This window comes from Bradyrhizobium sp. AZCC 1578, from assembly GCF_036924675.1.
In the GTDB taxonomy this organism is placed as follows: Bacteria; Pseudomonadota; Alphaproteobacteria; order Rhizobiales; family Xanthobacteraceae; genus Bradyrhizobium.
The window spans coordinates 4,110,969-4,125,504 of the sequence record NZ_JAZHRZ010000001.1 but is presented as its reverse complement, the minus strand read 5'-3'; the positions used below and the strand labels follow the sequence as shown (position 1 = coordinate 4,125,504).

Annotated in this window: 15 protein-coding genes; all 15 read left to right on the top strand. The window is 63.5% G+C overall.

The window, feature by feature from the left end:
* The first annotated feature begins 121 nt into the window (after nt 1–121).
* Nucleotides 122–1,174, top strand: coding sequence for a tryptophan--tRNA ligase (trpS, locus tag V1290_RS19670; protein WP_334365938.1), 1,053 nt, complete (start codon nt 122–124; stop codon nt 1,172–1,174).
* A gap of 287 nt (nt 1,175–1,461) precedes the next feature.
* Nucleotides 1,462–1,956 (top strand): universal stress protein, encoded by a 495-nt coding sequence (locus tag V1290_RS19665; RefSeq protein WP_334365937.1) that lies wholly within the window; start codon nt 1,462–1,464, stop codon nt 1,954–1,956.
* 115 nt (nt 1,957–2,071) lie between these two features.
* Nucleotides 2,072–2,641 (top strand): NifU family protein, encoded by a 570-nt coding sequence (locus V1290_RS19660; RefSeq protein WP_334365936.1) that lies wholly within the window; start codon nt 2,072–2,074, stop codon nt 2,639–2,641.
* A gap of 87 nt (nt 2,642–2,728) precedes the next feature.
* Nucleotides 2,729–3,424 (top strand): tRNA (adenosine(37)-N6)-threonylcarbamoyltransferase complex dimerization subunit type 1 TsaB, encoded by a 696-nt coding sequence (gene tsaB / locus V1290_RS19655; protein WP_334365935.1) that lies wholly within the window; start codon nt 2,729–2,731, stop codon nt 3,422–3,424.
* A complete protein-coding gene (rimI, locus tag V1290_RS19650; RefSeq protein WP_442894051.1) occupies nt 3,421–3,906 on the top strand; it encodes a ribosomal protein S18-alanine N-acetyltransferase in 486 nt (161 codons plus the stop codon). The genes tsaB and rimI overlap by 4 nt, the downstream gene beginning before the upstream one ends.
* A gap of 52 nt (nt 3,907–3,958) precedes the next feature.
* Entirely contained in the window at nt 3,959–4,408 is a 450-nt protein-coding gene (locus V1290_RS19645) for a Fur family transcriptional regulator (RefSeq protein WP_028347833.1), read from the top strand.
* 54 nt (nt 4,409–4,462) lie between these two features.
* Nucleotides 4,463–5,125 (top strand): HAD family hydrolase, encoded by a 663-nt coding sequence (locus V1290_RS19640; RefSeq protein WP_442894050.1) that lies wholly within the window; start codon nt 4,463–4,465, stop codon nt 5,123–5,125.
* 78 nt (nt 5,126–5,203) lie between these two features.
* On the top strand, nt 5,204–5,599 hold the full coding sequence (locus tag V1290_RS19635; protein WP_334365933.1) for a hypothetical protein: 396 nt from the start codon (nt 5,204–5,206) through the stop codon (nt 5,597–5,599).
* 249 nt (nt 5,600–5,848) lie between these two features.
* Nucleotides 5,849–7,771, top strand: coding sequence for an ArnT family glycosyltransferase (locus V1290_RS19630; protein ID WP_334365932.1), 1,923 nt, complete (start codon nt 5,849–5,851; stop codon nt 7,769–7,771).
* 198 nt (nt 7,772–7,969) lie between these two features.
* A complete protein-coding gene (gene miaB, locus V1290_RS19625) occupies nt 7,970–9,388 on the top strand; it encodes a tRNA (N6-isopentenyl adenosine(37)-C2)-methylthiotransferase MiaB (protein WP_334365931.1) in 1,419 nt (472 codons plus the stop codon).
* Between the two features lie 4 nt (nt 9,389–9,392).
* Nucleotides 9,393–10,448, top strand: a complete 1,056-nt coding sequence (locus V1290_RS19620; protein ID WP_334365930.1) for a PhoH family protein — start codon at nt 9,393–9,395, stop codon at nt 10,446–10,448.
* Nucleotides 10,449–10,510: 62 nt separating this feature from the next.
* The gene (gene ybeY, locus V1290_RS19615) at nt 10,511–11,035 is read left to right on the top strand and encodes an rRNA maturation RNase YbeY (protein WP_334369097.1); all 525 of its coding nucleotides are present in this window, start codon (nt 10,511–10,513) and stop codon (nt 11,033–11,035) included.
* Nucleotide 11,036: 1 nt separating this feature from the next.
* Complete coding sequence (locus V1290_RS19610) at nt 11,037–12,155, top strand: hemolysin family protein (RefSeq protein ID WP_334365929.1); 1,119 nt, start codon at nt 11,037–11,039, stop codon at nt 12,153–12,155.
* A complete protein-coding gene (gene lnt / locus V1290_RS19605) occupies nt 12,152–13,762 on the top strand; it encodes an apolipoprotein N-acyltransferase (RefSeq protein WP_334365928.1) in 1,611 nt (536 codons plus the stop codon). Before V1290_RS19610 ends, lnt begins: the two co-directional genes overlap by 4 nt.
* Before the next feature lie 260 nt (nt 13,763–14,022).
* Nucleotides 14,023–14,439, top strand: coding sequence for a helix-turn-helix domain-containing protein (locus V1290_RS19600; RefSeq protein WP_334365927.1), 417 nt, complete (start codon nt 14,023–14,025; stop codon nt 14,437–14,439).
* The last annotated feature ends 97 nt before the right edge of the window (nt 14,440–14,536 follow it).

The window sequence follows — 14,536 nt, the reverse complement described above, 5'->3', positions numbered from 1 at the left end:
GTCCCGAGGGAAAACCGGTACCCACTTTTCCGGATCATGCCTGACTTGCGCAGATAGCCCCTGCGTGGCAAACGACGGCGCGAAACAGGCATCCGAGACAGGATCCTTGGGGAAGCTGACAATGGCTTTTGTTGAACGGGTTTTTTCGGGCGTCCAGCCGACGGGCAATCTGCATCTCGGCAATTACCTCGGCGCGATCGTCAACTTCGTGAAGATGCAGGAAACCCATAACTGCATCTATTGCGTCGTCGACATGCACGCGATCACGATGGGCATGGACGTCTGGGGCGGCCCGGCGGAACTGGCCCGCAACACCCGCGAGGTCACGGCGGCCTTCATCGCTGCCGGCATCGATCCGAACAAGCATATCGTGTTCAACCAGAGCCAGGTCGCCGGCCACGCCGAGCTGACCTGGATCTTCAATTGCGTGGCGCGGATCGGCTGGCTCAGCCGCATGACGCAGTTCAAGGAGAAGGCCGGCAAGGACCGCGAGAACGCCTCCGTCGGGCTCTATGACTATCCCGTGCTGATGGCGGCCGACATTCTGCTGTACCGCGCCACCCATGTGCCGGTCGGCGAGGATCAGAAGCAGCATCTTGAGCTGTCGCGGGACATCGCGCAGAAGTTCAACAACGATTTCGGCGATTCTATACGCGGCCACGGCTTCAACGACGGCCTGTTCTTCCCGCAGCCCGAGCCCTTTATCACCGGCCCGGCGACGCGGGTGATGTCGCTTCGCGACGGCACCAAGAAAATGTCGAAGTCGGACGCCTCGGACAATTCGCGCATCAACCTGACCGACGATGCGGATTTGATCGCGCAGAAGATCCGGAAAGCCAAGACCGATCCGGAACCGTTGCCGTCGGAGGAAAAGGGCCTGGAGAACCGGCCCGAGGCCGACAATCTCGTCGGCATCTATGCGGCGCTGGCCGAGCGCAACAAATCCGATGTGCTGCGCGAATTCGGCGGCGGGCAGTTCTCCAGCTTCAAGAATGCGCTGGTGGAACTCTGCGTGGCAAAACTCTCGCCGATCGCCTCCGAGATGAAGCGGCTGGTGGCCGATCCCGGCCATGTCGACAAGATCCTGGTCGACGGCGCCGACCGCGCACGCGTCCTCGCCGACGAAACCATGCGGGCGACGCGGGACATCGTCGGTTTCATTCGAAAGAGCTAGAACGCGTATCCGAAGCTGGTTTTCACCCTCCCCTGGAGGGGGAGGGTCGACGCGCGTGTAACGCGCGGCGGGGTGGGGTGACGGTCTCTCCGCATCCAACAGCGTCCGTGTTGAGAGACTGTCACCCCACCCCGTCTCGCAGTTCGCTGCGCTCATGCGAGCCGACCCTCCCCCTCCAGGGGAGGGTAAGATTCCGCCGCCGCGAGAATGTGGAACAGCGTCGCCGCTTGTCGAAAGCGGCTGCGCCGTGGCAGCATGCGGCGGTTTGGCGCAGCACCGGGACATGCATGACCACCCAGCGACGAAGCTACGAGACGGGTCACAAACCGAAATGCCTCGTCATCGTTGACGACACCGCGGAATGGGACCGCGCGGTGTATTACGCCAGCCGCTGGGCGGTGCGCGTCGGCGGCGGCGTGGTGATGCTGCGAATCATCGCGATCGAAGACCAGAACCAGCAATGGCTTGGTGTCGCCGACCTGATGCGCGCCGAGGCCGAGGACGCCGCCAATGAGGCGCTCGACCGCGCCTCCGGCCGCGCCAACGGCATCGCCGCGATCACGCCCGAACGGGTGATTCGCGAGGGCGATCCCACCACCCAGATTCTCGACGTGATCGACCAGGACGTCGATATTTCGATGCTGGTGCTGGCGGCCAATCCGGGTCCCGAGGGGCCGGGGCCGCTGATCAGCATGATGGCCCAGGCCGCCGGCTCGTTCCCGATTCCGGTCGTCATCGTCCCCGGCGATCTCAGCGATCCCGAGATTGACGGGCTGTCTTAGGGCTTGATCTGGTTAGAGAATTTCTGATTTCCCCCTTGACCGTGCGCCGGCGGTCGCCATCTGCTATGGGACACCCCACGCGCCGGCCTTGAACCGGCGACGCCGGAGAAAACCAATGTTCATTCAGACCGAAGCCACGCCCAATCCCGCCACCCTGAAATTCATACCTGGCCGCACCGTGCTCGACACCGGCACGATGGAATTTTCTAGCCGCGAAGCCGCCGCCCGTTCGCCGCTTGCCGAGCGACTATTCGGTGTATCAGGCGTCTCCGGCGTGTTTTACGGCTACGATTTCGTCACCGTGACCAAGGCGGACGGCGACTGGCAACACCTCAAGCCCGCGATCCTCGGCGCCATCATGGAGCACTACATGTCCGGCGCGCCGCTGCTGGCGGACGGCACGGTCGGCAATGACGAGGCGGCGGACGAGGAAGGCGAGTTCTTCAACGAGGCCGACGCCGACACGGTGGCGACCATCAAGGACCTGATCGAGACGCGGGTGCGGCCGGCAGTGGCCAATGACGGCGGCGACATCACCTTCCGCGGCTTCAAGGACGGCGTCGTCTATCTCAACATGAAGGGCGCCTGCTCCGGCTGCCCGTCCTCGACGGCGACGTTGCAGCACGGCATCCAGAATCTGTTGCGGCATTTCGTGCCTGACGTGGTCGAAGTCCGGCCGATGTAAGGGGACGCGAATGGCGAGTAGCGGGTGGCGAATAGAGACGGATATCGATAATCTATTCGTCACTCACCATTCGCTATTCGCCCCCTCATGCTGATCCTTTCCATCGATACCGCGCTCGATGCCTGCGCCGCCGCCGTGCTCGACACCGCGGGCGGCGTCATCGCACGGGAATCGCTGGCGATGAAGCGCGGTCATGCCGAGGCGCTGATGCCGCTGATCGCGCGCGTCATGAAGGCGTCCGGCGTTGCCTTTGCCGCGCTCGACCGCGTCGCCGCGACGACCGGTCCGGGCAGCTTCACCGGATTGCGTGTCGGCCTATCCGCCGCCCGTGGTATTGCACTCGCCGCCGGCAAGCCCGTGGTAGGCGTGACGACACTGACCGTGTTTGCCGCCCCCATCGTCAGCGAGAGCAGCGAACATCCCGTCATCGCCGCGATCGATGCGCGGCATGATCACGTCTATTTCCAGGTGCTCGGCGGCGACGGCAGTTCGCTGGTCAAGCCGAAGGTGGCGCCGATCGCCGAAGCGCTCGATGCGGCGCGCTTCGGCGCGCCGCATCTGGTCGGCAATGCAGCGAAAATGATGGCCGAGCGCTGGCCCGCCGATGCGCCGCCGCCTTTCAAAATCAATCAGCAGGCCGCGCCAGACATCGCCTGGGTGGCGTGGCTGGGCGCCGCGGTCAATCCCGACAGCTCACCGGCACGGCCCTATTATCTGCGCGCCCCCGACGCCAAGCCGCCGAAAAATGCGTTATCCGACGCATCGCAGCCGCCGGCATCATGATGACTTGGTTCACCGAATGGTGGGGCGGCGGCACTTCGGTGATCGAACCGGCCATTCCGCGCGATGCGCGACGTCTGGCGCAACTGCACGGCGCATCGTTTCACCGCGGCTGGGGCGAAGGCGAATTCGAGGTGATGCTGACCGAGCGCAACACGCTCGCGCACCGTCTCAGGCTCGGGCGCAAGATCATCGGCTTTGCGGTGTCGCGCATGGCGGCCGACGAGGCGGAGCTGTTGTCGATCGCCATCGACGCGACTGAGCGTGGCCGCGGCCTGTCACGCAACCTGTTGCTGACGCATCTCGGCCATCTCGCCGGCCGCGGCGTGCGCAAGGTGTTCCTCGAGGTTGAAGAAAATAATCAGCCGGCGCGGCGGCTGTATGAATGGGCCGGCTTCGAGGTCGTCGGCCGCCGGGAACGCTACTATCAGCAACCCGGCGGGGAGCAATTGAATGCACTTCTGATGCGGCGTGACTTGTCGTAATATGCGCAGGGTGGCACAACAGCCCCGACATGTTCTTCAAGGCCCCAAGGTCATGCCCGTACTGAAATCCCCGTCTGCGCAAAAAAATACCGGCATCGAGGCTCGCTGCGCCGCCACCGGCATGCGCATGACCGAGCAGCGCCGGGTGATCGCGCGTGTGCTTGCGGAATCGGCCGACCATCCGGATGTCGAGGAGCTTTACCGGCGCTGCGTCGCGGTCGACGACAAGATCTCGATCTCGACGGTATATCGCACCGTCAAGCTGTTCGAGGATGCCGGCATCATCGAGCGGCACGATTTCCGCGAGGGCCGCGCGCGCTACGAGCAGATGCCCGACAGCCACCACGATCATCTGATCAATCTGCGCGACGGCAAAGTGATCGAGTTCACCTCCGAGGAGATCGAGAAATTGCAGGCCGAGATTGCCCGCAAGCTCGGCTACAAACTGGTCGATCACCGGCTGGAGCTTTATTGCGTGCCGCTTGACGACGACAAATCCTGATCGCGTGCCGACTTGAATCCGAACCTCGATCTGGTCATCTTCGACTGCGACGGCGTGCTGGTCGACAGCGAAGTCATTTCGTGCCGCGCGCATGCGGAGACACTGACGCGCCACGGTTATCCAATCACGGCAGAACAGGTGCTCGAAAGGTTTCTCGGCCGCTCGATGCGTCAGGCCACGATCGAAGTTGAAACCGAGCTCGGCCGCAGCCTGCCGGACGACTTCGCCTCCCAAACATACGCCGAGATTTTCCGGTTGTTTGCGGCTTCGCTGGAAGCCATGCCTCACATTGGCGAAGCCCTTGCGCAGATTGTGCAGCCCGTCTGCGTCGCATCGAGCGGGCCGCCGGAGAAGATCAGCGCCAGCCTCAATTGCACGGGTTTGTACGATCGGTTCGCGCCGCATATTTTTTCCGCCGTGCAAGTGCGGCATGGCAAGCCGGCGCCGGACCTGTTTCTGTTCGCGGCCGAACAGATGAACGTCGCACCGGAACGCTGCGTCGTGATTGAGGACAGCGTTCCCGGCGTCACCGGCGGCCGCGCCGCTGGCATGACCGTGCTCGGTTTTCACGGTGGCAGCCATTGCCGCCCCGGCTATGGGGACAGGCTGCGCGATGCCGGAGCCGTCGCTGTTTTCGACGATATGCGGCAATTGCCCGGACTCATCAGGAAGATTGGGGCTGAGGCGCTTTGCAGATCAGACCGTCGCCAGATTTGAAGGAACCACTGAATATTGGTGGACGTTTTCCTGTATCCCTCATTTCGAGCGAGAGACAACCTCAAGCAGGAGGTTCAGATGTCTACACGCATAGTGACCGCAGCAGCATTCACCCTCATCCTCGCTTCGCCAGCGTTTGCTGATTGTAACCAGGAACTGAAGGCCCTCGAACCGAATATCATTGCCGCAGGGACGGGCGCGAGCGAAACGGGAATGCCGGGGACCAAGCACCAGGAGGAGGTTCTGGCCGGTAAGCAAAAGAGCGCTGAGCCTGAAACCACCGGATCAACGGCAGCGGCCGTGCAGCCCACTTCACCGCATCAGGAACAAGTCACGAGCAAGAGCAGCACCCAGAAGAGCGCCGAGCATGCCAACCAACTGATGGCCGAAGCCCGCAAGATGTCTGAGGCTGGCGACGAACCAGGGTGCATGAAGAAAGCGGCAGAACTCAAGGACGTCCTGGGAGTCAAGTGAGCGTCAGCTTGCCGGGTGCGCAAAGCTGGCAATGACCTGGATCAGAGTGCGTTCACGCGTGTCCTAGACACGCGATGGCTTGCGGCGCGATGCGCTGCGACGCGTCCGGGACATGAGATGCCTTGCCGCGAGCTAACCTTGCCGCGAGTTAACTGGGCGCCGGCGCCGCAGGTGATAATTTCAGATCGACCTGCGCGAGGGGAGCGGCGCATTCTGAAATTACCCGACAGCCAGATATTGAAGACGGCCTTGCCGCTCTCGCTCATCGTAGCGCTGGCTGCGCTTGCGCGAACCTGGCAGCTTTCGCAGAACGATTTTGGAAGGCAGTATTATGCTGCCGGGGTGCGCAGCATGCTCGGTAGCTGGCACAATTTCCTCTTCAACGCGTTCGACCCTGCCGGCTTTGTCTCCATCGACAAGCCGCCGGTGGCGATCTGGCTGCAGGTCGCAAGCGCCAAACTGTTCGGCTTTGGCGCGCTTTCGATTCTGCTCGCGCAAGTGATGGCGGGATTGGCCGCGATCCTCTTCGTTTACGTCCTCGTGCAGAAATATTGGGGGAGGACGGCCGGAGCCATGGCCGCACTGGCGCTCGCGCTCAGCCCGGTCAACGTTGCCGTCGACCGCTCCAACAATACCGAGAGCTGTCTCATCCTGGTGCTGCTGGCCGGCGCATGGCTTGCGATACGGGCCGCCGAAACCGGCCGGCTCGTGATGCTCTGCGCCGCAATGGCCGCGATCGGCATTGGCTTCAACGTGAAGATGGGCGCGGCGCTGGTGCTGGCGCCGGTCGTGGCCCTGACGTTCAGCCTCGCCCGGCCGGCCGCGCCTATCACCTGGCATATCGGACGACAGGCCATCGCGGGCGTCGTCCTTGTTGCCGTCTCGCTGTCTTGGGCGATCTTCTTCGATCTCGCGCCGGCCCGGGACCGGCCCTATGCGGGCAGCACCAAACACAATTCGATGCTGGAGCTCGCCTTGGTGCATAATGGCGCGGCCCGCTTCCTCGCCACGAGTTCGGCAAACCCCTCCCCCGCCGTCTCGGGCGAGACGGCACCTGCAGGCGCGGAAGTCCGGTCGCAACCCGTTATGACGGATGACTCGCCGACAGGTATTCTCCGCCTGTTCCGGCCGAAGGCTGCAACACAATTCGCCTGGCTGCTTCCGCTTGCGCTCGCAGGCCTCGTTTTCGCCTGGTCGGATGCATCGGCTCCGGCCTCGCCGGCGTCACGCCGCATCGCCGCTGCCGTCTGGACCGGTTGGCTCGTGATGTACTGGATCGTGCTCAGCTTTGCGAGCGGGCTGATCCACACCTACTATGTCGCCGTGCTCGGTCCACCGCTTGCGGTACTTTCCGGCATCGCCGTCGTCGAGCTTTGGTCAAGATGGAAGATGGGTACACCAGCGCGGATATTCCTGCCGCTGATCATCGCGGTCACGGCCGCGTGGCAGGTTTATCTGTGCACCGCTCAATCCGAGACGATCGGATCTGACTGGCTCAGCCTGACATGGCTGACATCGGTCGGGATCGCCACGATGTGCGCGGCCGCTCTCTACGTATTTCCGCTGCAGAACACATTATCGAAACTCTTCGCGGTCACAGCGATCGGCGCACTGCTGGTTCCGCCGGCATTGACCGCCGCGAGCGTCGTTCTGCGGCGCCCGAACTTAGCGGCGCCGGTCGCCAACATGAGCGCGCTGCTCGCACCGCCAGATACTGAACGTGTGGCATTGCGGACATGGCGGCTGGAAGCCTTCCGCAAGAAACTCACCGGCTACCTGATCGCCAATCGCGAGGCCGCAAACTTTCTCGTCGCGGTTCCCAACGCAAACGTCGCCGCGCCACTCATTATCTCGACCGGCCTGCCTGTCATGGCAATGGGCGGATATCTCGGCGACGATCCGATCCTGAAACCTTCCGACATCGAACGGCTGGTCTCCGACAGGCAACTGCGCTTCGTGATGCTTGGCGGATTTACCCTGGCGCCCGCGAAGCAGGCGGCGGCGCTCGAGCCGATCGCTCGATGGGTGCGTGCCAACGGTCGCCCCGTCGATCCAGGATTGTGGCGTCCATCGGGGCCTTCGAGCAGCACCCCCTACCGCATTAACCTCGGCAACCAGTGGGTGGAGGTTCCACCGCCCGAACTGTTCGATCTCTGGGGTGCTGCAAACTGAACCTGCCTGTCATTCCGGGATGGTCCGAAGGACCAGACCCGGAATCTCGAGATTCTCAGGGCGCAGGGGCGCCCCATAGTTCGATGCTGCCGCATCGCCCCGGAATGACGTCCCACACGCTGGATTTTCAACGGGTTAGCCTATAAGTAAGCCCCGCGCGCCGGATTGGCGCCACTCAAGCCCGATATCCAAGGTCCCATGAAGCCGCCGCGCAAGCTGCACATCAAGTCCTATGGCTGCCAGATGAACGTCTACGATGCACAGCGCATGGCGGATACGCTGGCGGGCGAGGGCTTTGTCGAGACTGAAAGCGCTGACGATGCGGATCTGGTGATCCTCAACACCTGCCATATCAGGGAAAAGGCGTCCGAAAAGGTCTACTCCGAACTCGGCCGGCTGCGCGTCGCCAAGGACGAGGCGGCACGCAACGGGCGCGAGATGCGCATTGCGGTTGCCGGCTGCGTCGCGCAAGCCGAGGGCGAAGAGATCATCCGCCGCGCGCCGACGGTTGACGTCGTGGTCGGGCCGCAAAGCTATCACCATTTGCCGCAGCTATTGGCGCGCGCGAAGAGCGAAGGTCGCGCGCTGGAAACCGAATTTCCAGTCGAAGACAAGTTCGGTTTTCTCCCCGCCCCCAAGCCGGATGCGATCCGCGCGCGCGGCATCTCCGCTTTCGTCACCGTGCAGGAAGGTTGCGACAAGTTCTGCACCTTCTGCGTGGTGCCCTATACGCGCGGCGCGGAAGTCTCGCGCCCGGTCGCAAAAATCGTCGATGACGTGAAGCGGCTGGCCGACAACGGGGTGCGCGAGATCACCCTGATCGGGCAGAACGTCAACGCCTATCATGGCGACGGCCCCGATGGACGGACCTGGCCGCTTGGCAGACTGTTGCATCGCCTGGCGGAAATCGAGGGCATCGTGCGACTGCGCTATTCGACCAGCCACCCCCGCGACGTCGACGATTCGCTCATTGCAGCGCATCGCGATCTCGCGGGCCTTATGCCGTTCGTCCATCTTCCGGTGCAGTCCGGCTCCGACCGCGTTCTTGCCGCCATGAACCGCAGGCATACCGCCGATGACTACCGCCGCGTCATCGACCGTTTTCGCTCGGCGCGCCAAGATATTGCATTTTCATCGGATTTTATCGTCGGTTTTCCGGGCGAAACCGAGGGAGAATTTGCCGCGACCCTCGCGCTTGTCACGCAAATCGGGTACGCTGCGGCTTATTCGTTTAAGTATTCGCCGCGGCCCGGCACGCCGGCGGCGGACATGCGGGAGACGGTGTCAGCGGCTGAAATGGACGAGCGATTGGTGCGGCTCCAGGAATTGATCGACAGTCAGCAATCGGCCTTCAACACGGCCATGATTGGCAATACCGTCGATGTGCTGTTCGAACGCGCGGCCCGCAATCCCGGCCAGATCGTCGGCCGCACCGCCTATCTTCAGCCCGCGCATGTGTTTGCCTCGCCCGACATCATCGGACAGGTGCTGCCGGTCAGGATCGAGAGCCTGGAGCGTTACAGCCTGCTCGGCGAACTCGCTGGCCACTCAACGCGGGCCGGATCCTCAGTGCTTTCATACATGACCAGATCTTCTCAAGAAACTCGGGGAGCCTGAACCCTTGCCAAAAAGCGCATCGGATTCATCTTCGCTCGCTCCCAGCCGCAAATTTGATCGCGACATGCAAATTCCGCCCGAGACCCAAGTCGTCATCGATTTCGACGACAACCGCGCCGCTTCCGCCCTCGTCGGCCCTTACGGCCAGAACCTGGCGCTGGTCGAACGGCGGCTCGGCGTTGTGGTCGATTCCCGCGGCAACCACATCACCATCGCCGGCTCGCGTGACGGCTGCGACGCCGCGCGGCGCGTGCTGGAGACGCTCTATTCACAGGCCGTGCAAGGCCACGACCTCTCGCAGGGCGAAGTCGAAGGCGCGATCCGCGCCGTCCTCGCGCAGGGCTCGCTGTTCGAGTTCGACGCCAAGACCGCAAAACCCTCGTTCGAGACCATCAACCTGCGCAAGCGTCCGGTGCGCGCCCGCACCGCGGCGCAGGATTCCTACATCCGCGCGCTGAAACGCCACGAGCTGGTGTTCGGCATCGGCCCGGCCGGCACCGGCAAGACCTGGCTTGCGGTGGCGCATGCCGCGCAATTGTTCGAACGCAAGGAAGTCGATCGCATCATCCTGTCGCGGCCTGCGGTCGAGGCCGGCGAGCGGCTCGGCTTCCTGCCGGGCGACTTGCGCGAAAAAGTCGATCCTTACTTGAGGCCGATCTACGACGCGCTGTACGACCTGATGGACGCGCGGGTGGTGGAACGTGCATTGCAGGGCGGAGAAATCGAGATCGCGCCGCTGGCCTTCATGCGCGGCCGCACCCTGACCAATGCCGTGATCATCCTCGACGAAGCGCAGAACACCACGTCGATGCAGATGAAGATGTTCTTGACCCGGCTCGGCGAGAACAGCCGGATGATCGTCACCGGCGATCCATCGCAGGTCGACCTGCCGAACGGACAAGCTTCGGGGCTTGCCGAGGCCTGCAAGCTGCTCGACAACGTCGAAGGCATTGCGCAGGTGAAATTCACCGCGGAAGACGTCATCCGCCATGAACTGGTGGCGCGGATCGTCGCCGCCTATGAGGGATTGCCGCAGAAACCGGCAACCGGAAGATCTTGACCGCAAACTCTTCGCGCCCGGACCTGCCGCCGGCGGGCCGGGGCCGCAACCCCAACATTGCAATGCAAACCGCTGGAACGCTCGTGTCGTCCGTCCTTCCCCTCACCGAAGTTCTCGTCGTCGCCGATTGCTGGCAGACCGAGCCGGAGGCCGAGGCGGTGATCCATCGCGCCATCAATGCGGCGGCCGAAATCGCCGATGCTGACGTCGGCGACACGGAACTTGCGGTCATGCTGACCGACGATGCTGGAATCCGCACGCTGAACAGCAACTGGCGCGGCATCGACAAGCCCACCAACGTGCTGTCGTTTCCGGCGCTGCAGCCGGCCGCGGGCGCGCCTGCGGACGCGCCGCGTATGCTCGGCGATATCGCCATCGCCTATGAGACCACCCGGAAAGAGGCCGATGAGGAAGAAAAGCCGTTCGATCATCACCTCAGCCATCTTGCGGTTCACGGGTTCCTGCATTTGATCGGGCACGACCACGAAAAGGACGACGACGCCGAGGCCATGGAGGATCTCGAACGGGAGATACTCGCGCAGCTCGGCATTCCCGATCCGTATGCGGACCGGGGGCGGATGGACTGAAATGCCGGACTCCGACCCGATACAGGACAACCCGCGCAACACGCGCAACTTGCCGGTGGTGGTGCAGGAAGGCGAGGTGCTGCGTCCGGCCGCCGAGAGCTGGCTGATACGGGCGATCCGCACACTATTCGGCTGGAGGGCGGGATCGGTGCGCGCCGATCTTCAGGTCGTGCTCGATACGTCCACCCCTGACGATGCCGGCTTTTCCGCCATCGAGCGCACCATGCTGCGCAACATCCTCGGCCTCAACGAGCGGCGGATCGTTGACGTGATGGTGCATCGCGCCGACATCGTCGCCGTCAAGCGAGATATTCCGCTCGGCGAATTAATGAGCCTGTTCGAGAGCGCGGCGCATTCGCGGCTCGTGGTCTACAACGAAACCCTCGACGACCCCGAAGGCATCGTTCACATCCGTGACCTGCTGGCGTTCATGACCGCGAAGGCGCGCGTCGGCGATACCACCAAGCCCAAGCGCAAGAAGCCGTTCCCGGCGGGGCTCGACCTGCGCGCGGTCGACCTCGCGATGCCTCTGGCCGAGACCAACATCATCCGCAAGCTCCTGTACGTGCCGCCGTCGATGCGGGCGATCGATCTGCTGGCGCAGATGCAGGCCTCGCGCATCCACCTGGCGCTGGTGGTGGACGAATATGGCGGCACCGACGGGCTGGTCTCGATCGAGGACATCGTCGAGCAGATCGTCGGCGAAATCGACGACGAGCACGACAGCGACGAGCCGCCATCGATCGTCCGCCAGGGAGATAACGCCTTCATCGCGGATGCCCGCGCCAGCCTCGAGGATGCACGCAAGATGATCGGCGAGGAGTTCGTGACCGGCGAGGGGAGCGAGGAAGTCGCCACCCTCGGTGGCTATCTGGTGTCCCAGGTCGGCCGGCTGCCCGTGCGCGGTGAGGTCATTGCCGGTCCGGGCAATTTCGAGATCGAGGTGCTCGATGCCGATCCGCGGCGGGTCAAGCGGCTGCGGATCGGGATCCGGAAAGAACGCCCCGCGCCGCGCGCGACGCGCGAGCGAAGCCGCCGCGAGGCCACGCCCGACACCAGCACGCCGCCGACCAATGACAATACGCCGCCGGCTTCCGGCGATGGAGCCGGCTCGCAGTGATCCCAACCAGCAAATTCCGCGCCGCGGGACTTTCGATCATCCTGGCCTGGGGCTGGAAGCGCGCAGCGATTGCGCTCGTCGCCGGCGCAATGTCGGCTCTTTCGATGGCGCCGTTCAACGCCTGGCCGGTGCTGTTTGTGACGTTTCCGGTCGTGGTCTGGCTGATCGACGGCGCGGCGGCGGGAAAATGGCGGGGGTTGCCGGCGGCGGCGATGGCGGGCTTCTGGTTCGGGCTCGGCTATTTCGTGCCCGGGCTCTACTGGATCGGCAACGCTTTCCTGGTCGACGCGCCGACCTTTGCCTGGCTGATGCCGTTCGCGGTGCTCGGCCTACCGGCCTATCTCGCCTTGTTTCCGGCGCTCGGCTTCGCACTGGCGCGGCTGATCTGGACGCGGGATGCGTCGCGGGTTCTGGCGCTCGCGATCGGGCTCACGGTCAGCGAATGGCTGCGCGGCTATGTGCTATCGGGATTTCCCTGGAATGCCTTCGGCTACGCGCTGTCGGAGCCCTTGGCGCTGGCGCAGGCGGCGTCGCTGATCGGGCTGTGGGGCATGACCTTCCTCAGCGTTGCGATCTTTGCCAGCCCGGCGGCGCTGATCGACGGTTCATCGCGCGGCCGCAAGCCCTGGATCGCGCCGGTGGCGGCACTCTTGCTGCTCGTGGCGATGGGAATTTACGGCGCTGTGCGGCTGTCGCTGCAGCCGACGGCCCTGACCAAGGTCAAGCTACGTATCATGCAGCCGAACCTGCAGCAGGACGTCAAATTCAACTATGGCGCCAAAGCGGAGGTGATGCAGAAATACCTTGCTCTGTCCGACCGCGCTTCAGGCCCGCAGTCCACCGGCGTGCGCGACGTGCAAATCCTGATTTGGCCGGAATCGGCTTTCCCATTTTTCCTGACGCGCGAAGCCGATGCGATGGCACAGATCGCCGAGCTTCTGCCCAAGGGCACGGTGCTGATGACCGGCTCGGTGCGCGCTCCGGACACCCCGCCCGGCGTGCGTGTCTCGCGCGCCTACAATTCGATCTATGTGATCGACCATGACGGCAGCGTGCTGTCGGTCTACGACAAGCTGCATCTGGTGCCGTTCGGCGAGTATCTGCCGTTTCAGGAATGGATGGAAAAGCTCGGGTTCGTGCAGCTTACAAAAGTCCACGGCGGCTTCATTCCGGGCACGCGGCTCCGCGCGATGGAGATACCGAATGCGCCGCGCGCGCTACCGCTGATCTGTTATGAGGCGATTTTTCCCGGAAATCTTGCAGCGCGTGACGACCGCCCCGGCTGGATCGTCAACCTGACCAATGACGGCTGGTTTGGAAATTCAACAGGCCCCTACCAGCACCTGCAGCAGGCGCGGCTGCGTGCGATCGAGGAAGGTCTGCCGATGGTGCGCGCCGCCAACACCGGCATCTCGGCGGTGATCGATCCCTCGGGGCGAATTGTGGCACAGCTCGGCCTCGGCATCGAAGGCGTGCTAGATGCCAGCCTGCCGTTCGCGCTGTCGCCAACGGTTTATGCTCGCCTTGGAGATATCCCGGCGGCCGTGATTGTGGCCGCAGCCTTGTTGGTCGTCGTCAGACGCCGCGTTGCGAAGCACGCTGCCTGAGATTTGCACATGACCGAGTTGTCACTGGTTTACTAAAAAAGCTGCGTGCGCGGTTCCACCAGTTGACAGACAGCCTGCGATTCGCTTTCTGCGCTTGCAAGCTAAAAACGACAACCAGTCACTTCCGTTGCTCAGATCGTCCGCAATTCTACCCGATCCTCCGAGCAGGATATGACGGTACCGGCGCGCCTGAGGCATAGAATTTCCACTGCGAATTTCCACTGCCTCATTCCCGGCGCGCAATCCTAGGAGTGATGCAGATGTCCACCAAAGCGCCCAATCCGGTCGACAAATATGTCGGCAGCCGCGTCCGGATGCGCCGCATCATGCTGGGCATGAGTCAGGAAAAGCTGGGCGAAGCGCTCGGCCTCACGTTCCAGCAGGTCCAGAAGTACGAAAAAGGCACCAACCGGGTCGGCGCCAGCCGCCTGCAGCAGATTTCCGAGATTTTGCAGGTGCCGGTATCGTTTCTGTTCGATGGCGGGCCGAGCGGCATAGCGAATGCGGACGGGTTTGGCGACGGTGCCTCTCCGGCCTACGTGTCCGATTTCCTCGCGACGTCAGAGGGTCTGGCGCTGACGCGCGCGTTCACGCGCATCACCGATTCCAAAATGCGCCGCTCCATCGTCGAATTGGTCGAGCAGATCGCGTCGCGCGACGGCCCGGACCCGCGCTGACTTTCATCCCGCACGGTTTGAGAATTTCGTATTCCGGAATATGCCGTCATTTCGCGCTGCATTGGCGCGGGCCTACGATGTGCAATTGCGCATCGGG